Source organism: Adlercreutzia sp. CNCM I-6216 (assembly GCF_977113345.1).
On the sequence record NZ_CDSBIE010000019.1, the window covers coordinates 19,945 to 36,075 of the forward strand.

Annotated in this window: 20 protein-coding genes and 1 riboswitch; of the genes, 16 read left to right on the forward strand and 4 right to left on the reverse strand. The window is 64.2% G+C overall.

What is annotated here, in order from left to right; translation table 11 throughout:
- Positions 1-9: 9 nt before the first annotated feature.
- Entirely contained in the window at positions 10-669 is a 660-nt protein-coding gene (gene ribE / locus ACYVRU_RS11555; protein ID WP_256156648.1) for a riboflavin synthase, read from the reverse strand.
- Positions 651-1,820, reverse strand: coding sequence for a bifunctional diaminohydroxyphosphoribosylaminopyrimidine deaminase/5-amino-6-(5-phosphoribosylamino)uracil reductase RibD (ribD, locus tag ACYVRU_RS11560; RefSeq protein ID WP_197745996.1), 1,170 nt, complete (start codon positions 1,818-1,820; stop codon positions 651-653). The genes ribE and ribD overlap by 19 nt, the downstream gene beginning before the upstream one ends.
- 134 nt (positions 1,821-1,954) lie before the next feature.
- Positions 1,955-2,082: riboswitch (FMN riboswitch) on the reverse strand.
- Positions 2,083-2,366: 284 nt separating this feature from the next.
- Between ribD and ACYVRU_RS11565 the strand changes: the two genes are divergently transcribed.
- From ACYVRU_RS11565 to ACYVRU_RS11595, 7 genes are all read left to right on the forward strand, one after another.
- Positions 2,367-3,167, forward strand: a complete 801-nt coding sequence (locus tag ACYVRU_RS11565; RefSeq protein WP_022740246.1) for a YebC/PmpR family DNA-binding transcriptional regulator — start codon at positions 2,367-2,369, stop codon at positions 3,165-3,167.
- Between the two features lie 209 nt (positions 3,168-3,376).
- Positions 3,377-4,177 carry an SDR family NAD(P)-dependent oxidoreductase gene (locus ACYVRU_RS11570; protein WP_256156649.1) on the forward strand — a complete coding sequence of 267 codons (801 nt, stop codon included), beginning with the start codon at positions 3,377-3,379 and terminating at the stop codon, positions 4,175-4,177.
- Positions 4,178-4,247: 70 nt separating this feature from the next.
- The gene (gene ruvC, locus ACYVRU_RS11575) at positions 4,248-4,745 is read left to right on the forward strand and encodes a crossover junction endodeoxyribonuclease RuvC (protein ID WP_114540382.1); all 498 of its coding nucleotides are present in this window, start codon (positions 4,248-4,250) and stop codon (positions 4,743-4,745) included.
- Positions 4,742-5,335: a Holliday junction branch migration protein RuvA gene (gene ruvA / locus ACYVRU_RS11580; RefSeq protein ID WP_114540381.1), complete on the forward strand. Its 594-nt coding sequence runs from the start codon at positions 4,742-4,744 to the stop codon at positions 5,333-5,335. Before ruvC ends, ruvA begins: the two co-directional genes overlap by 4 nt.
- Before the next feature lie 6 nt (positions 5,336-5,341).
- Entirely contained in the window at positions 5,342-6,430 is a 1,089-nt protein-coding gene (ruvB, locus tag ACYVRU_RS11585; protein ID WP_461186166.1) for a Holliday junction branch migration DNA helicase RuvB, read from the forward strand.
- A gap of 9 nt (positions 6,431-6,439) precedes the next feature.
- Positions 6,440-6,853: a hypothetical protein gene (locus ACYVRU_RS11590; RefSeq protein ID WP_288220746.1), complete on the forward strand. Its 414-nt coding sequence runs from the start codon at positions 6,440-6,442 to the stop codon at positions 6,851-6,853.
- Between the two features lie 124 nt (positions 6,854-6,977).
- Entirely contained in the window at positions 6,978-7,181 is a 204-nt protein-coding gene (locus ACYVRU_RS11595) for a cold-shock protein (protein WP_022740240.1), read from the forward strand.
- Between the two features lie 67 nt (positions 7,182-7,248).
- On the opposite strand, the gene ACYVRU_RS11600 is transcribed toward ACYVRU_RS11595, so the two are convergent.
- On the reverse strand, positions 7,249-8,142 hold the full coding sequence (locus ACYVRU_RS11600) for a class I SAM-dependent methyltransferase (RefSeq protein ID WP_461186167.1): 894 nt from the start codon (positions 8,140-8,142) through the stop codon (positions 7,249-7,251).
- Between the two features lie 76 nt (positions 8,143-8,218).
- Here ACYVRU_RS11600 and thyX point away from each other — a divergent pair, with 76 nt between their 5' ends.
- The 7 genes from thyX (at position 8,219) to ACYVRU_RS11635 (ending at position 14,732) form a co-directional block, all read left to right on the forward strand.
- On the forward strand, positions 8,219-8,905 hold the full coding sequence (gene thyX, locus ACYVRU_RS11605) for an FAD-dependent thymidylate synthase (RefSeq protein WP_461186168.1): 687 nt from the start codon (positions 8,219-8,221) through the stop codon (positions 8,903-8,905).
- Positions 8,906-8,920: 15 nt separating this feature from the next.
- Positions 8,921-10,015, forward strand: a complete 1,095-nt coding sequence (locus ACYVRU_RS11610) for a DUF1385 domain-containing protein (protein WP_461186169.1) — start codon at positions 8,921-8,923, stop codon at positions 10,013-10,015.
- A 175-nt stretch (positions 10,016-10,190) separates the two neighbouring features.
- Positions 10,191-10,922, forward strand: a complete 732-nt coding sequence (locus ACYVRU_RS11615) for an amino acid ABC transporter ATP-binding protein (RefSeq protein WP_157012960.1) — start codon at positions 10,191-10,193, stop codon at positions 10,920-10,922.
- Positions 10,923-10,933: 11 nt separating this feature from the next.
- Positions 10,934-11,875: a transporter substrate-binding domain-containing protein gene (locus ACYVRU_RS11620; protein WP_461186170.1), complete on the forward strand. Its 942-nt coding sequence runs from the start codon at positions 10,934-10,936 to the stop codon at positions 11,873-11,875.
- Positions 11,872-12,882, forward strand: coding sequence for an amino acid ABC transporter permease (locus tag ACYVRU_RS11625; RefSeq protein WP_461186171.1), 1,011 nt, complete (start codon positions 11,872-11,874; stop codon positions 12,880-12,882). The genes ACYVRU_RS11620 and ACYVRU_RS11625 overlap by 4 nt, the downstream gene beginning before the upstream one ends.
- Positions 12,879-13,535: an amino acid ABC transporter permease gene (locus tag ACYVRU_RS11630; protein ID WP_461186172.1), complete on the forward strand. Its 657-nt coding sequence runs from the start codon at positions 12,879-12,881 to the stop codon at positions 13,533-13,535. The genes ACYVRU_RS11625 and ACYVRU_RS11630 overlap by 4 nt, the downstream gene beginning before the upstream one ends.
- 87 nt (positions 13,536-13,622) lie before the next feature.
- Entirely contained in the window at positions 13,623-14,732 is a 1,110-nt protein-coding gene (locus ACYVRU_RS11635; RefSeq protein WP_461186173.1) for a MerR family transcriptional regulator, read from the forward strand.
- Here ACYVRU_RS11635 and ACYVRU_RS11640 read toward each other — a convergent pair.
- The gene (locus tag ACYVRU_RS11640) at positions 14,729-14,944 is read right to left on the reverse strand and encodes a helix-turn-helix domain-containing protein (RefSeq protein WP_022740231.1); all 216 of its coding nucleotides are present in this window, start codon (positions 14,942-14,944) and stop codon (positions 14,729-14,731) included. The two genes, ACYVRU_RS11635 and ACYVRU_RS11640, sit on opposite strands and share 4 nt — an antisense overlap.
- 91 nt (positions 14,945-15,035) lie before the next feature.
- Between ACYVRU_RS11640 and ACYVRU_RS11645 the strand changes: the two genes are divergently transcribed.
- On the forward strand, positions 15,036-15,671 hold the full coding sequence (locus ACYVRU_RS11645; RefSeq protein ID WP_461186174.1) for a DUF4230 domain-containing protein: 636 nt from the start codon (positions 15,036-15,038) through the stop codon (positions 15,669-15,671).
- 28 nt (positions 15,672-15,699) lie between these two features.
- Positions 15,700-16,038, forward strand: coding sequence for a hypothetical protein (locus ACYVRU_RS11650; protein WP_461186175.1), 339 nt, complete (start codon positions 15,700-15,702; stop codon positions 16,036-16,038).
- Positions 16,039-16,131 lie beyond the last annotated feature (93 nt).

Genomic DNA, 16,131 nt, shown 5'->3' on the forward strand with positions numbered 1-16,131 from the left:
GCTCCTTCGTTAGAATCCATGCGCTGTCAGAAATGCTTGGGTGATACCGCCGCTCTCGACCGTCGCGGATGGAGGGGGGAGGGGGGCGCCGAGGAACCGTTCGACGTACTTCCCGACCATATCGGTTTCGAGGTTCACCTCATCGCCGACGCGCTTGAGGGAAAGGGTCGTCTCGGCCCGGGTGTGGGGGATGATGGACACGGCGAAGTCGGCGTCGGTCAGGCGCGCCACCGTGAGGCTGATGCCGTCGATGGCGATGGATCCCTTCATGATGATGTGGCGCAGGGTGGTCGCATCGGCTCCGATGGTGTACCACACGGCGTTGTCGTCGCGCTGGATGCGGCGAATCGTGCCCACCGCGTCGATGTGCCCCGACACCAAGTGTCCGCCGAATCGCCCGTCGGCCGCCATGGCCCTCTCCAGGTTCACGGGGCTGCCGGCATGCAGGGCGCCGAGGTTGCTGCGTCGCAACGTCTCGTGCATGACATCGGCGCTGAACTGGGTCGCTCCCAGCGAAGTGACGGTGAGGCAGACGCCGTTCACGGCGATGGAGTCGCCCAGCCGAGTTCGCTCGAGCACGGTGCGCGCGTCAATGGACAGAACGGCCGAATGGGCGCCCCGGCGCAGCGTCCTTACGGTGCCGATTTCCTCTACAATGCCGGTGAACATGGTGTCGCCTCGCTTTCGACTGAAGGGGAAACGGCGCATTCTAAGAGCAGATCGGGCCCAAGGGCGGTGACGGTGGGGGAGGAAAGGCGAAGCGCGTCGGCGGGCAGCGCCACGCCCCGACCTGCCACCGGCCCTGGCGCGCTTGCTCCCCCGAAAAGCTTCGGGGCGATATAGGCTTGCACGCGGTTCGCCAGTCCGCCGTCGATGAAGGCGCCGTGCAGCGCAGGGCCGCCTTCGACGAGGATCGAGTCGATGCCCAAGCTGCCCGCGTGATCGAGAAGGGCCGGCAGGTTCACTGCGCCGTTGCCCCCTTCCGCCGGCGGCGACGCCCAGACGGAACATCCGGCCTCGCGCAGGGCGCCTGTGCGCTCGGCGCTCGCCTGCGGCCCCACCGCCACCAGCGTCGGTATCTCTTGGGCTGTCCGCACGAGCAACGCATCCAGGGGCAAGCGCCCTTGGGAGTCGACCACAATGCGCAGCGGCTGCCGCCAGGGGCCGCCTTCCAAGCGGCAGGTAAGCGCGGGGTCATCGGCTAGGGCGGTGCCGATGCCCACCATGATGGCTGCGAACCGGTGCCGGTCGCGATGCACCCGCTCGCGCGCTTCGGGTCCGGTGATCCACCGGGATGCCCCCGTGCGCGTGGCCGCTTTCCCGTCCAGGGTCATGGCGTATTTCAGCACCACCAAGGGGCGCCCGGTGGTAATGAAGTGGAAGAATACCTCGTTGAGGTGCCGGCACCCCTCTTCCAGGACCCCCGTCTCCACTACCGTGCCCGCCTCGCGCAGCTGCGCGCACCCTTGGCCCGCCACCAAAGGGTTCGGGTCAAGGGCGCCCACGACGACGCGGGCAATGCCCGCTTCCAGGATAGCGTCGGTGCAGGGTGGCGTTTTGCCCCAATGGCAGCACGGCTCCAGTGTGACGTACAGGGTGCTTCCGGCGGGGTCTTCGTCGCATGCGGCCAGCGCCTCCCGCTCCGCGTGGGGCTGGCCGCATGCGGTGTGCCAGCCCTCGCCGATGATGCGGCCGTCTTTCACGATAACGGCACCTACGAGTGGGTTTGGGCTGGTCCAGCCAGTCCCTCTCTCGGCAAGCGCCAGCGCACGGGCCATGAAGGCTTCGTCGCGTGCGAGTTGCTCTAACTTCTGGGACATCGCTCACCTCCAACGCATCGCTGCGACCTTCGGGCGCCACTTCCGAAAAGATGAGCGGACGATTGCGAAAAAAACCCTGAAACCAAAAGGTTCCAGGGCTTCTAACTGTCCGATGCGCTCCGCTGGGGAGCACTTCCTATCTTCTTCCATCCAGACTGTAACTGTCGGCTTCGGAATTTCACCGAATCAGCCGCAAGCGCAAGACTTGCGGGTCGTGGGCTGTACCACCGGTGGGGACTTTCACCCCGCCCTGAAGATCATGTTCAATTGTTGATCGATCATAGTGCTTTATGGAAGCCCGCGCAACCCACGAATTGGGAAATCTGTGGATACCGTTGGCGATTGCTCGGGGAGTTGCTCGGGACGTGGCGCTTCTTTCCAGGGGCGCGCCACAGCCGCGTATCCGACAAACCTGGCGATGCGCTCGTTCTCTGCGCGCGGCCCCTTCCGTAGAAAAACCGTGCAGCGCGGCAGCTGGGTTTTCCCGTTCGCGCCCTTGTGGTACCATAAGCCGCTGTTGTATTCGTGTTTCGAAGGGACTTATTCATGTCAGGGCATTCTAAGTGGGCAACCACCAAACATCGCAAGGCCGCGCAGGACGCTAAGCGCTCGGCTCTGTTCTCCAAGCTGGCTCGTAACATCACCGTGGCCGCCAAGGAGGGTGGCGACCCGAACCCCGACAACAACGCGTCGCTGGCCGCCGCCATCGAGAAGGCCAAGGGCTACTCCATGCCCAAGGACAAGATCAAGACCGCCATCGACAAGGCCTTCGGTTCCGGCAAGGACGCCGCCAACTACGAGACCGTCGTCTACGAGGGCTACGGCCCGGCGGGTGTGGCCGTGCTCTGCGAGGCGCTGACCGACAATCGCAACCGCACTGCCGCCGACGTGCGCGCCGCCTTCTCCCATTCCGGCGGCAACCTGGGCACTTCCGGCTCGGTGGCCTTCCAGTTCGACCGCAAGGGCCAGATCATGGTGTCCAAGGAGGTCGAGACCGGCGACAAGAAGAACCCCATCGGCCCGAACGGCGCCGCTGCCGACGAGGAGGAGTTCATGCTCGCCGTGGCCGAGGCCGGCGGCGACGACTACGAGGACGCCGACGAGGAGTGGATCGTCTACACCGCGCCGGGCGATCTCATGGCCGTGGTGAAGGAGCTTGAGGCCCAGGGCATCCAGGTGAAGGGCGCCGAGATGACCATGATCGCCAACACGCCGTCGGCGGTATCGGTGGCCGACGCCAAGAAGGTCATGCGCCTCATCGACAAGCTGGAGGAGCTGGAGGATCTGCAGGCGGTGTACCACACCATGGACATCACCGACGAGATCGCCGAGGCGCTCGACGAGTAGTTTTCGCGAACGTTAAAGCCAATCGCGCTAGGGAAGGCGCCGGGCCGCAGGGCTCGGCGCCTTTTGCCTTTCGGGGACGTAACAGGGCCGCGCAACATTCTGGAAACATAGTCGCGAGGAAATCTGATAGGGTGAAGCTTAGGTAAGCGCGCGATAGGCTCTTTGTGCAGCAGCGAGGGAGTCCCGCGCAGGACGAAAAGGGAGGCTCCATGGGTTTTCTCGAAGGTAAGACCGCCATCATCACCGGTGCTGGGTTCGCGGCGCTCAAGGATGGATCCGCCGGTTCCATCGGTTACGGCATCGCCACGGCCTACGCCAAGGAGGGCGCGAACCTGGTTATCACCGGCCGCAACGTGAAGAAACTCGAGACGGCCAAGGAGAAGCTGGAGGCCGAATACGGTATCCAGGTGCTTTGCGTGGCCGCCGACGTGAATGCCGGGGCCGACAACCAGGCCGTGGTGCAGAACGTCATCGACCAGGCCATCGAGAAGTTCGGCCGCATCGACGTGCTGGTGAACAACGCCCAGGCCTCCGCCTCCGGCGTGACGCTGGCCGACCACACCACCGACCAGTTCGACCTGGCCATCTACTCGGGTCTGTACGCCACCTTCTACTACATGCAGGCGTGCTATCCCTACCTGAAGGAGACCAAGGGCTCGGTCATCAACTTCGCCTCCGGCGCGGGGCTCTTCGGCAACTTAGGCCAGTGCGCCTACGCCGCAGCCAAGGAGGGCATCCGTGGACTCACGCGCGTGGCCGCCACCGAGTGGGGCCCCGACGGCATCAACGTGAACGTGGTGTGCCCGCTGGCCTGGACGGCCGCTCTGGAAAACTTCCAGGAGGCCTACCCCGACGCCTTTACGGCCAACGTGCACATGCCCCCCATGGGCCACTACGGCAACGTGGAGACCGAAATCGGCCGCGTCGTGGTGCAGCTCGCGAGCCCCGACTTCAAGTTCATGAGCGGCGAGACCTTGACGCTCGAAGGCGGCATGGGCTTACGGCCGTAATTCTGCTTGCTTTTCACAAACATATGTTCTAAAATGGCCCCACTCGAATTTGGAAAGTGGGGCTTATCTTTTGGCTGGCAAGACGCGCATCGTGTTGGGGATCGATCCCGGGCTCGCCCATACGGGCTGGGGGATCGTCGAGCAGTGCGGGCCGCGGCTGTCGTGCGTGGCCTATGGGTGCGTGGCCACGCCGGCATCGCAGCCTCTGGCCGAGCGGCTGATGAAGATCCACCACCAGATCGGCGCAGTGGTCGAGCGGTTTCGCCCCGAATGCGTCGGCATCGAGACGGTTTGGTTCGGCCAGAACGTCACGGCCGCCTTCGCCACGGGCCAGGCCCGCGGGGCGGCGCTTGTGGCCTGTGCCGAGGGCGGCCTTGCCGTGGGCGAGTATACCCCGCGCCAGATAAAGCTCGCCGTGGTGGGGGAGGGCTCGGCCGAGAAGGACCAGGTGCAGTACATGGTGCGCCATCTGCTCTCTCTTGATCGCATTCCCGAGCCGGACCACGCGGCCGACGCGTTGGCGGCGGCCATCTGCTACACGACCCACGAGAATGGAAGGTTCGCATGATTGCGTTTCTGAACGGAACCGTGGCGGCGGTGCTGCCGCCGCAGACGGCCTACATCGATGTCGCCGGCGTGGGCTACGCCGTGGCCATGCCGGGGGGCGACCTGGGCAAGCTGGCCGTGGGCGAGGAAGCCCGCGTGCTCACCTACCTGTCCGTGACGGAGAACGGCATCGCGCTGTTCGGCTTTCTCTCCGAGGAGGAGAGGGCGCTGTTCGAGAAGCTCATCGGTGTGTCGAAGGTAGGGCCGAAGATGGCCCTGGCGGCACTTTCTACGTTCTCTCCGGCCGAGCTCGCCGATGCCATCGCCTCCCAGGACATCGCGCGGGTGTCCCATATCCCCGGGGTGGGGAAGAAGACCGCCGAGCGCATCATCTTGGAGCTGAAGGGCACCTTGGAGGGCGGCATGGCGTCGCTGTTCAGCCAGGGCGAGGTTGAGCCTGCGCGTAATCTGGCGGTGCAGGGGGCCACCGAGGCGCTTCTCTCCATGGGCTTCACCTCCGCCGAGGCCGAGGTGGCCTTGCGGGGCGCTCCCGAGGACGCGGGCGAGGGCGCGCTGCTACAATACGCCTTGAAACGTTTGGGAAGTCGATAGGAAATCATGGCATTCGATCTGGACATAGAGGGCATGGTGTTCGAGGCCGCGCGGGACGGCGCGGAAGCGCAGGGCTCGGCATCGGCGCTCGGGCGCGACCGCGCGGTGGCCCCGACGCTCACCGAGGACGACCTGGAGCTCGATTTCTCCCTGCGTCCCAAGCGGCTCGACGATTACCTGGGCCAGACGAAGGTGAAGGAGTCCCTCGGCATCATGATCGCGGCGGCCCAGGGGCGCGGCGAGCCGGCGGACCATATCCTGTTCTCGGGCCCTCCAGGGCTGGGCAAGACCACGCTCGCCACGGTGGTGGCCAACGAGTTGGGCGCCTCCATTCGCACCACCTCCGGACCGGCCATCGCTCGCACGGGCGACTTGGCGGCCATCCTCACCAACCTCGAAGAAGGCGATGTGCTGTTCATCGACGAGATCCATCGCCTGAACCGCATGGTGGAGGAGGTACTGTACCCGGCGCTGGAGGACTTCGAGCTGGACATCGTTGTGGGCAAGGGCCCGGCGGCCCGATCAATCCGGCTCGACCTGCCGCGCTTCACGCTCATCGGCGCCACCACGCGCACGGGCCTGCTCACCGGCCCTTTGCGCGATCGATTCGGTGTGGCCTTCCGCCTACAGTACTACACGCCCGAGGAGCTTTCGCTCATCGTGTGCCGGTCGGCCTCTATCCTGAACGTGGCCATCGACGAGGAGGGCGCTCTGGAGATCGCCCGACGCTCCCGGGGTACCCCGCGTCTGGCCAACCGCCTGCTGAAGCGCGTGCGCGACTGGGCCCAGGTGCGCGGCGACGGCGCCATCACCGAGGATGTGGCCGCCGAGGCGCTCACGTTCTTCGAGGTGGACCATCTGGGGCTCGACGCAGTGGACAACCGGCTTCTGGAGGTGCTCTGCGTGCAGTTCGGCGGCCGTCCGGTGGGCCTGACCACGCTGGCGTCGGCGCTGGCGGAGGATCCCGACACGGTGGAGGATGTGTACGAGCCCTTCCTCATGCAACAGGGCCTCATGATGCGCACCCCCAAGGGTCGCCAGGCCACCGCCGGCGCCTGGGAGCATTTGGGACTTGTACCGCCGGAGGGATGCTAAGGAGCGAGTATGTTCGAACAAGATTACTTGATGCGCATCATCGCGCAGCTTCTGGGGGCCATTCGACGCTCTATGGAGCGGGCGGCCGGCGAGGAGGATCCGGATGGGGCCGCACGGGCCCTCGACATGGCGCTGGGAGACGCCACCGACTTGGATGGCGAGGCGCTGCTCTCCCTGGCGCCCGAGTCGTTGGCCTCGGTGCTGCAGGTGTCGGGGGTCGACCCGCACCTTACGGAGTACATCGCCCGCAGCCTCATGCTCTCCGGCCGCTACCACGGTGAGGCGGGTCGTGCGGATATGGCCGAGCTGCGGCGCGCCCAGGGCCTCGCCGTTGCCGCCGCCTTCGGCCACGAGATGGGAACCGACCCTGCCGGCGACGAGGCCCTGGAGGCGCTTCTGACCGCAAGTGATGGAGAAGCGTAAATTCCCCGAGGAAATTGGCCGAAGTTAGCGTATAGTTATAGCGCGCTCCCAAAAGGGAGCTGGGCTTCGCGCCCGTATTGCTATACCCGCTCGTTAGACGAGCGGGAGGAAAGAGGAAAGTATCATGGCGGAAGGCACTGTCAAGTGGTTCAACCCCGAGAAGGGCTACGGCTTCATCTCCCAGAATGATGGCGAGGATCTCTTCGTCCACTTCTCCGAGATCAAGATGTCGGGCTTCAAGACGCTCAACGAGGGCGACGCAGTGACGTTCGAGGTGACCGAGGGTCAGAACGGCAAGCTGCAGGCGAGCAACGTGGAACGTATCTAACTTTTAGAAACTGACATGACGCCAAGGGCCCGGGAGCAATCCCGGGCCCTTTTTGTCGTGCGTACCCTTATTTGTTCCAGGCGAGGAAGGCCCAGGTGACGGTGCGGGGCTCGGCGAGACGCCAGGCGAGCTGGGGAATGCCCTTGCGGTCGGGGGCGCCGGCGCTCTCGTTGGGAACAAGGTTGGCGGCGAGCCACTCCCGCAAGTTGGCGCGCGCCTGTTCCCGTTCGGCGTCCGATGCGCGCACCGCCGAGGAGTCGTCGATCATGGCGGCCAGCTTCTCGTAGGCGTCCTCGGGGCTCGCGAACGTATCGTCGCGGGTGCTGTCGATGTAGCGCACCTCGGCCCTTATGCCTTCGGCGGCCAGGATGTTGAAGGCATACAGGTAGTCGCGCCCGAGAACGGCGGGCAGCCCCACAGCGGCCAGGATGCGCTCGTCGACGCGGGGGGAGGATCCCGTGGCCAGCGTGATGCACACCCGCCGGCGCGCCACCTCCGTGAGGCGCAAGAGCGCGTCGCGTAGGTCAGCCGTGGCGATGGAGCGCGAGGCGACGGCCACATCGGTCATGCCCTCGCGCACGCCGAAAGCCGGCCAATCGTCCTCCCAGCTCATGAGCTTGGGAAACACGGTGCGCACGCCGGCCTCATCAAGCCGGGACTGCATCTGGTCCAGCATCCCCTGGGAGAAATCGGCCGCCACCACCTTGTGCCCCGCCTCGCCGAGCGGCACGGCCAAAGCTCCGGTGCCGCAGCCCATGTCGAACACGGTCTCGCCGGGGCGGATGCCCGCGTATTCCAGGAACTTCTCCACGTAGAGGTTCGGGGCGTCCTTGGTGGTGAAGGTGGCGGAGCGCTTGTCCCAGAACGCCGCATCATCGGCATGGCGCCGCACTTTCTGTAGCTCTTTCCACTCCTCGTTCCAATCCGTTGTGGTGAGCAAGGGTGTAAATTCGTCGTGCATGGGGCCTCCAAGCCGTGTCGTCGGTCGTTCAGCCATTATACTTCTCTGGAACGAAATCGAGATGCGAGGAGACGTTATGCAGGTAGAGCTTCTGTACCACACGCCCGACCCCGAGCGCGCCATCGCCACGGCGGCGCGGCTGTGCTACGCGCCGGTGGGCGCGAGCGAGCTGATGGAGACCATGCCGCCGGAGCGCGTGAAGAGCGTGCTGTCCACCATCATGGGCTCGGGGCACTTCTCCACGCTCGAGCACGCCAGCTACACCTTCGCCGTCGACGGCGTCTCCCGCGCGCTCACCCACCAGCTGGTGCGCCACCGCATCGCCAGCTTCAACCAGCAATCCCAGCGCTACGTGAAGTTCAAGGGCGATATCCCCATGGTGAAGCCCGCCACCGTGGCCGCCGACCCCGAGTGCAATCGCCTGTTCGACGAGGCCACCGCTGCCGTGGCCGAGGCCTACCGGGCGCTCGTGGACGCGGGCATTCCCGCCGAGGACGCGCGTTATCTTCTGCCCAACGCCTGCGAGACGAAGATCGTCATCACCATGAACGTGCGCGAGCTTCTGCACTTCTTCGAGCTGCGCTGCTGCAACCGCGCCCAGTGGGAGATCCGCGAGATGGCGTGGAAGATGCTGGAACTCGCCCGTCCGACGGCGCCGTACATCTTCGCCGACGCCGGGGCGCCCTGCATCCATGGCACCTGCCCCGAGGGCAAGATGACCTGCGGGAACCCCTATCCGCGCGTGGATCGCGCGACGCTTTAGGCTTGGGACGGCGGTATGACCAAGCAGAAAAGCGATCTGTCCCGCGCGTTTTCCGAGGACGGGGCGATAAAGACCCACGTGGGCGGCCAGGCCCTCATCGAGGGCGTCATGATGCGCGGCAAGTACAACTGGGCCGTGGCCGTGCGCGAGCCGGACGGCGCCATCTACGTGGAGGAGCACGACCTCACGAGCGGCAAGGACAAGAACGGCTGGATGTACTGGCCGCTCGTGCGCGGCTGCCGGGCGCTCGTGGAGTCGCTCATGCTGGGGTTCAAGGCCCTGGAGATCGCCGCCCTGCACGCTTTCGGCGACGAGGAGGGCGAGCAGAAGGCCGCCGCCGAGGCGACCGACGAGGCTATCGACTACGAGGTGACGCTGACCGACGGCTCCGAGACCGAGAATGAGGAGGCCGACTTCGGGCATCGGGAGATGGTCATCTCCATGGTGGTGGGCCTCGTGCTGGGCGTGGTGCTGTTCATCGTGGCGCCCGCGGCCATCACGAACCTCATCGTGGGGGAGTATGACGACCACACGCTGGCCTGGAACATCGTGGACGGCCTTCTGCGCGTGGCCGTGTTCGTCTTCTACATCTGGCTCATCGGCCGCATGGAGGACATCAAGCGCATGTTCATGTACCACGGCGCAGAGCACAAGGCCATCCACTGCTTCGAGCACGGCCTTCCCATGACCCCCGACAACGCCCGCCAGTTCCCGCGCCTGCACGTGCGCTGCGGCACCGCCTTCCTCATCATGGTCATGGTCATCGCTATCCTCGTGTACACCATCTTCCCCTTAAACGCCATCATATCCGGCTTCGGGGTGCCCGACGGGATGCCGAAGCTCGTGCTGGTCATCGTGGCCCGCATCGTGCTCATGCCCGTTATCGCCGGCATCTCCTACGAGATCACGGTGAAGTGGGCCGGCAGTCATCCGGACAACCCGCTCGTGAAGGTAATTCTGTGGCCCGGCATGCAGATGCAGTACCTCACCACCCACGAGCCCGACGACGCCCAGATGGAGTGCGCCATCGCCGCCATGCAGGCCGTGCTCGCTCGCGAGGATGCCGAGGAGGCGAAGGCGGCCGCGAAGACAGCGCCCACCGCTTCCTGATCGGCGTCGCTGCGCCGCTACCGCTTCCCGGTTGACGTTGCTGCGCCTCCTTCCACCCGCGCCGTCAATAAGCTGTGAAAAACCCGTAGCGCCAGCGAAACCACGACTAATTGACAGAACGTTAGAATTTCCCCGTAACTGTTCGAGATGACGGTCCGGATGGGAGCGTGGGAGCATGGAGCCACTGATATCCGCCAAGGATCTTAAGAAGAACTTCGGGAAAGTGGAGGCGCTCAAGGGCGTCTCGCTGGACGTGGCAGAAGGCGAGAAGGTCGTCGTCATCGGGCCGTCCGGCTCGGGCAAAAGCGTGCTCATCCGCTCCATCAACGGCCTTGAGCGCCCCGATTCCGGCGAGCTTACCGTCAACGGCATCGACATGATGGCCAAGAAGGTGAACACGCGCAAGCTGGCCAGCGAGGTGGCCATGGTGTTTCAGGGCTACAACCTCTATCCCCATAAGACCGTGTTGGAAAACGTCACCTTCGCGCCCACCAAGGTGCTGAAGGTACCGAAGGCCGAGGCCGAAGAGGCGGGGCGCGCCTACTTGGAGCGCGTGGGGCTCACGAGCAAGCTGGACAAGTACCCCGACCAGCTCTCCGGCGGCCAGCAGCAGCGCGTGGCCATCGCCCGCGCGCTGAACATGCACCCGAAGATCATGCTTTTGGACGAGCCCACGAGCGCCCTTGACCCGGAGATGGTCAACGAAGTGCTCGACGTCATCAAGTCGCTGGCCGAGACGAACATGACCATCGTCATGGTCACCCATGAGATGGGGCTCGCACGCGACGCCGCCGACAAAGTGGTGTTCATGGAGAACGGGCTCGTGGTCGACGAGGGCACGCCGGCCTACCTCTTCGGTCCCGATTCCAACGAGCGCGTGCAGGCGTTTCTCTCCAAGATACTGTGAGGGGGTGCGCGATGAACGTGACGGGCAAAACGGTTGGGGTGAACGGGATGACTGGGATGCGCGGGACGTATCTCACGCGGCGCGGCTTTGTGCGGTTGGCCGGCGCTGCCGCGGCGGGCGCGGCTTTGAGTGGCGCGGTGCTGCCGCTTTCCGGCTGCGCGCCTGCGGGCGACGTGCTGCGCGTCGGCACGAAGATCGACGTGCCCGGCTTCGGCTTCCAGAACCCCGAGACGGGAAGCGTGGAGGGGCTCGAGGTGGACGTGGCCCGCGAGCTCGCCGCGCGGATCAAGGGCGATCCCAACGCGCTGGAGATTGTGGGCGTGAACGTGACCACCCGCGGGGCGATGCTGGACAACGGCACGCTGGATGCGACGCTCGCCACCTTTACCATCACCGATGCGCGCAAGAAGACTTACGATTTCTCGCGGCCCTACTATATCGACCATATCGGTGTGCTCGTGCTGAAGAAGTCGGGCATCACCGATTTGGCGGGCCTTGACGGCAAGACCGTGGGCGTGGCGCTGTCGGCCACCACCAAGGACAAGCTGGGGGCGGCCGCCGCCGAGGCGGGCATCACGCTGAAGTTCGCCGAGTACGCCACCTATCCCGAGATCAAGATCGCGCTCGTGGCCGGGCGCGTGGACGCCTTTTCCGTGGACAGCTCCATTCTTTTGGGCTACCAGGACGACAGCACCTACTTGCTGCCGACGCAGTTCGCGCCCCAGGAGTACGGCGTGGCCACGAAGAAGGACGGCGAGTATTCGGGGCCCGTCGATGAGGCCATCGCGGCCATGGAGGCCGACGGAACGCTTAGGGCGCTGAAGGAGCGCTGGGGCCTGTCGCTGGTCACGGAGGCGGACGTGGAAGCCGAGCAGGAAGCCGGCGGCACGGGCCTGGGGGAGGGGGATCCGGCCGACGATGGGGCGGCCGCGGAAGGGGGCGCGTCCCGATGACGGAGATCTTCGCGCCCTACAAGTGGGAGGCGCTCTTTGCGCGCTGGCCCGACATCCTGGCCGCCTTCGGCATGACCGCGGCCATCTCGGCTCTGGCCCTCGTTATCGCGCTCGTTTTAGGCTTCGTCTTCGGTGTGTTCGCGGTGTCGCGCTTCCGCATCCTGCGCGCCCTCACGCGTGTCTACGTGGAGACGGTGCAGAACATTCCGCTGCTTTTGCAGGTGTTCGTGCTCTACGCCGTGTTCCCGCTGCTGGGGCTTACCATCGCCTCGTTCTGGATCGGCGTCATCGCTATCGGCGCCTATCACGGTGGCTACATGTCAGAGGTGGTGCGCAGCGGCATCGGCTCGGTGCACCGCGGTCAGTTCGAGGCGGCTAAAAGCCAGGGGTTCTCTCCCGTGCAGACCATGACGCTCATCATCCTGCCCCAGGCCATGCGCATCATCCTGCCGCCTCTGGCCGTGCAGGCCGCCAACCTTGTGAAGAACACCTCGGTGCTCGCGCTCATCGCCGGCGGCGAGCTCATGTACTTCGCGAACTCCTTCGCCGGCGACACGAGCTACTACGGGCCGGCCTACGTGGCCGCCGCCGTGCTGTACTTCGCCATCTGCTTCCCGCTTTCCCGGGCCGCCGTGTACCTGGAGAGGCGCATGGGCACCCATCGCCATGTGGCCACCGGCGACGCCACCGAGGAGCTTGCGGCCGATGCCGTGGAAGTGACCCCGGGCACCCACGACATCACCGGGCATGCGGCCGCCCAGGCCATGGCCGCAGGCGTGACGACCATGGTGGAAGGCACGAGCACCTTGGTGCCCCCGGTGGCGGACAAGGGCCGCTACCTCACGTATGCGGAACTTTACGGCATCGACGCGCCGGCATGGCCCGACCGCCGCACCGTGGCGCCCCGCACGCCGCGGGATCGGCACGGGCTCGCCCGGGTGCGCGGCGCCATCGGCCGCACCGGTGGCCGTCGCAGGGGCAAGGGCCGGAGAGGAGGCCGGAAATGAGCGACATCGCCGCTTTGCTCACCTGGACGAACATCCGCTTCCTTTTGGAAGGGCTCGGACTCACCCTCATTATCTCGGCGCTGGCCATCGCCTGCTCTATCGTGCTCGGCGCCGTCATCTCCATCATGCGCGGATCCTCTTCCCGCCTGTTGCGCGGCTTCGCCATCGCCTACGTGGAGCTGTTCAAGAACACCCCGCTGCTTTTGTGGATTATGTTCACGTTCTTCGTGGCCCAGCTGCCGCCCCTGCCCGCGGCGGTGCTCGCCTTCACGCTGTTCACCGCGGCCTCGGTGGCCGAGATCGTCCGCGGCGGTTTGGCCAGCGTGCCGGCGGGCCAGTACGAGGCCGCCTATTCCCAGGGATTCTCGGCGCCGCAGATGTACCTGTACATCATCCTGCCCCAGGCCTTGCGCAACATGGTGCCGGCGCTGCTCTCGCAGTTCGTGACCACCATCAAGGACACGTCGTATCTGTGGGGCGCCATGGCTCTGCAGGAGCTCATGGGCCGCGGCATGATTCTCATGAACAGCTACAACTCCACGGTGCAGATCTTCGCCATCTTCGGGCTGATGGCCCTCATCTACTTCGTCGTCTGCTTCACCCTCTCGCAGATCGTCCGCGCCTACCAGCGCCGCCTCAAGGGCGCGCGGTAGGGGGAAAGAAATCTCTTGACCTCAACGTCGGGTTGAGGTTTATGCTGTGCGGCGGAAGTCTGGCGGAAGAGACGAAGGGCGAAGGGCATGCCGCGCAAACCGAAGATGCAGACGAGCAACGATCTGATACGCGAGAACTGCGAGTGGCCCATGACGGCGGGCCAAGTGGCGAAGCTGACGGGCGTGACGACAAGGGCGCTCCAGCATTACGACGAAAAGGGCCTTCTGTGCCCGGAGCGCTCGGGGGAGGGTGTGGCCAACAACCGCAAGCTCTACAGCCCCGAGGACATCGATCGGCTCAAGCAGATCGTAGTGCTGGGCTCCTACGGGTTCGAGCTCAAGGACATGCCCCCGATTCTCGACGGGGAGAGGAGTCTGACGGATGCTCTGGCGGACCGCATCGAGGAATTGCGCGCTCAGGAGCGTTACCTGCAGCACCTCATTTTGTTCGCGCGCTATGCCGAGATCGTCGGTGACGATCTTTTCGAAACGTTGGCCTTTGGCACCTCCGAGGTGGACGCGTTCGCTGAGCTCGTGCGGAGCTCGCCCGCCTATGCCGATAAAGCTATTCGGTGGGAATCTATGGACGATACGGGCTTGGAGCACTTGTGGGACGAGCTGGGCGCGATCATCGTCGACTTCTTGGGAGGCGAAGACGAGGATCCCTTCGCCCATATAGAGTCTACGGTGCGACGACTGAGGACGTGGTTCTGCACCTATTTCTTCGAGGTTGACGACCTCGACCTGCTGGGTATCTGGACGCTCTTCGAGGACGGCAGCGAAGAGGCCGAGTTTGCTAGCGAGGTGGGCGGAGAGGCGACACCGGGTTTTCTGCAGTCCGCGGTGTTCCTCGTGTGGCTGAAGTCGATGATCTCAGAGCTCTCGGCGATGGCCGAAGCTGAAGCCGGGGATGATGCGGAGTCTTCCCTTGCCGAAAACCAGGTGGTGGCTCTCGTCGATTTCGTCTGCCGCTCTTGCGGCTACCCCGTCCCGGAGGCTGCGGAACTCGATAGCAACGAGTGGGGTACCATGGTGGAATTTTTCGAAACGGTGGCGGGGTATCTGCAAAACGCCTTCGAGGACAAGGAGATTGCAACGCTCATCGACCCCGATGGCGAAAGTGTTGTTGATGGAGCGCTTTTCGAGAGGATGGCGCAAGCTGCCCGAGAGGTCGAGCTCTTCCCCGAGCGCGGCTAGAAGGTCAGCAGGTCGCGCACGGGCGAGCCCAAGGCGTCGGCGATGCGGCCCAAATCATCGATGCCCACGCCGACCCGTCCGGTCTCGATGCGCCAGATGTGGGACTTGCTGCTGCCGATCATGAGAGCCAGCTGGCTTTGGGAAAGCCCCTGCTCCTCGCGCACGGCACGGATGCGCTTTCCCAGGGCCTGTCTTTTCTGCTCGATGTTCATGGGGAAAGCATATGTGCTACCATTAACGAATCGACTTCAAATATGAAGCCATAAGCCTATGGAGAGACTGACAAGGAAATAAGGAGGCCGCATGGCAAGTTCGCATGCAAACCTTTCGAAGAAGGCAAAGCTCATTGGGATCGGGGCGGCGATCGGCTTGGTGATCGGCGCCTTCTCGGTCTTCATGTTGTTCACGTACAATCCGCCGGACAAGCAGCAGGAGCCCAATGTTGACGTCGCCGTTCTCATGAGCGAGATCTCTCAGATCAACGAACTGGCTACCGCCTCCCAGACGTACACTGTCGTCGAGAAAGTCGAGAGCAACAGCAAGCTGTTCGACACCATTGATATTCCCTTCTCGGAGAATTTCTTCATCCTTACCTACATGGGCGAACTGAAGGCGGGAGTGAATCTGGACGAGGCCCAAATCGCTTTGGAGGGGACGACCGTGAAGGTGTCGCTTCCCCAGGCGACCATCCTGTCGGATGCCATCGACACGACCAGCTTCAAGGTGCTTCATGAGCAGAACAATTTCCTCAACCCCATTGGCGTCGAGGACGTTACGCAATACATCGACGAGTCGCGCCAGCAGGCCGAGGCGGCCGCCATCAGCGGAGAGGTGCTCAACGAGGCCCAGGAGAATGCCGTCTCGTCTATCGAGGCGCTACTTGGCGCCGCCGTTCCTGAGGGCTACACGATTGAAGTGAGTCTCGCTGAGGTTCAATGATCCGAATTCTAATACGAAAGGGAAAGCTATGAAAAAAGCGATCATACTGTTCTTTGCCGGATGTTTGGCCGTTTTCTGCGGCTGTGCTCATCAGGACTCCGAGCCGAATGAGTCTCAAGAGAGCGAGATTGTATATGCCGATCAAGAGTTTATCGGTGCGTTGAGCCAAGCGCTTCAAGCAAGGTTCGATTTTGCGGATGCGGTTGATGAGACGACGGCTGAGTCGTTGGCGGAGACCGTGAGCGTCGAAATCGAAAAGTTGACTCCGTACAAAACGCGCCAGTTTGAGGATGCAAAGCTCCAAGAGAAGTTCTTGTCATACCTGAACCTTCTGGAGGAATCGAAAGAGTTGACAAAAGATAGGTAACGTACAATCTCTTGCGCACTTTCACAGCAGCATAGCCTAGATACCAAAAGACACGGCTCCGGCCTTCGGTATGATTCGAGTTGTCTAGATTCG

Excerpts from the sequence above, each read along its gene's own strand:
- ribE (WP_256156648.1), bottom strand. The coding sequence starts at position 669 with ATGTTCACCGGCATTGTAGAGGAAATCGGCACCGTAAGGACGCTGCGC.
- ribD (WP_197745996.1), bottom strand. The coding sequence starts at position 1,820 with ATGTCCCAGAAGTTAGAGCAACTCGCACGCGACGAAGCCTTCATGGCC.
- ACYVRU_RS11565 (WP_022740246.1), top strand. The coding sequence starts at position 2,367 with ATGTCAGGGCATTCTAAGTGGGCAACCACCAAACATCGCAAGGCCGCG.
- ACYVRU_RS11570 (WP_256156649.1), top strand. The coding sequence starts at position 3,377 with ATGGGTTTTCTCGAAGGTAAGACCGCCATCATCACCGGTGCTGGGTTC.
- ruvA (WP_114540381.1), top strand. The coding sequence starts at position 4,742 with ATGATTGCGTTTCTGAACGGAACCGTGGCGGCGGTGCTGCCGCCGCAG.
- ruvB (WP_461186166.1), top strand. The coding sequence starts at position 5,342 with ATGGCATTCGATCTGGACATAGAGGGCATGGTGTTCGAGGCCGCGCGG.
- ACYVRU_RS11590 (WP_288220746.1), top strand. The coding sequence starts at position 6,440 with ATGTTCGAACAAGATTACTTGATGCGCATCATCGCGCAGCTTCTGGGG.
- ACYVRU_RS11595 (WP_022740240.1), top strand. The coding sequence starts at position 6,978 with ATGGCGGAAGGCACTGTCAAGTGGTTCAACCCCGAGAAGGGCTACGGC.
- ACYVRU_RS11600 (WP_461186167.1), bottom strand. The coding sequence starts at position 8,142 with ATGCACGACGAATTTACACCCTTGCTCACCACAACGGATTGGAACGAG.
- thyX (WP_461186168.1), top strand. The coding sequence starts at position 8,219 with ATGCAGGTAGAGCTTCTGTACCACACGCCCGACCCCGAGCGCGCCATC.
- ACYVRU_RS11610 (WP_461186169.1), top strand. The coding sequence starts at position 8,921 with ATGACCAAGCAGAAAAGCGATCTGTCCCGCGCGTTTTCCGAGGACGGG.
- ACYVRU_RS11615 (WP_157012960.1), top strand. The coding sequence starts at position 10,191 with ATGGAGCCACTGATATCCGCCAAGGATCTTAAGAAGAACTTCGGGAAA.
- ACYVRU_RS11620 (WP_461186170.1), top strand. The coding sequence starts at position 10,934 with ATGAACGTGACGGGCAAAACGGTTGGGGTGAACGGGATGACTGGGATG.
- ACYVRU_RS11625 (WP_461186171.1), top strand. The coding sequence starts at position 11,872 with ATGACGGAGATCTTCGCGCCCTACAAGTGGGAGGCGCTCTTTGCGCGC.
- ACYVRU_RS11630 (WP_461186172.1), top strand. The coding sequence starts at position 12,879 with ATGAGCGACATCGCCGCTTTGCTCACCTGGACGAACATCCGCTTCCTT.
- ACYVRU_RS11635 (WP_461186173.1), top strand. The coding sequence starts at position 13,623 with ATGCCGCGCAAACCGAAGATGCAGACGAGCAACGATCTGATACGCGAG.
- ACYVRU_RS11640 (WP_022740231.1), bottom strand. The coding sequence starts at position 14,944 with ATGAACATCGAGCAGAAAAGACAGGCCCTGGGAAAGCGCATCCGTGCC.
- ACYVRU_RS11645 (WP_461186174.1), top strand. The coding sequence starts at position 15,036 with ATGGCAAGTTCGCATGCAAACCTTTCGAAGAAGGCAAAGCTCATTGGG.
- ACYVRU_RS11650 (WP_461186175.1), top strand. The coding sequence starts at position 15,700 with ATGAAAAAAGCGATCATACTGTTCTTTGCCGGATGTTTGGCCGTTTTC.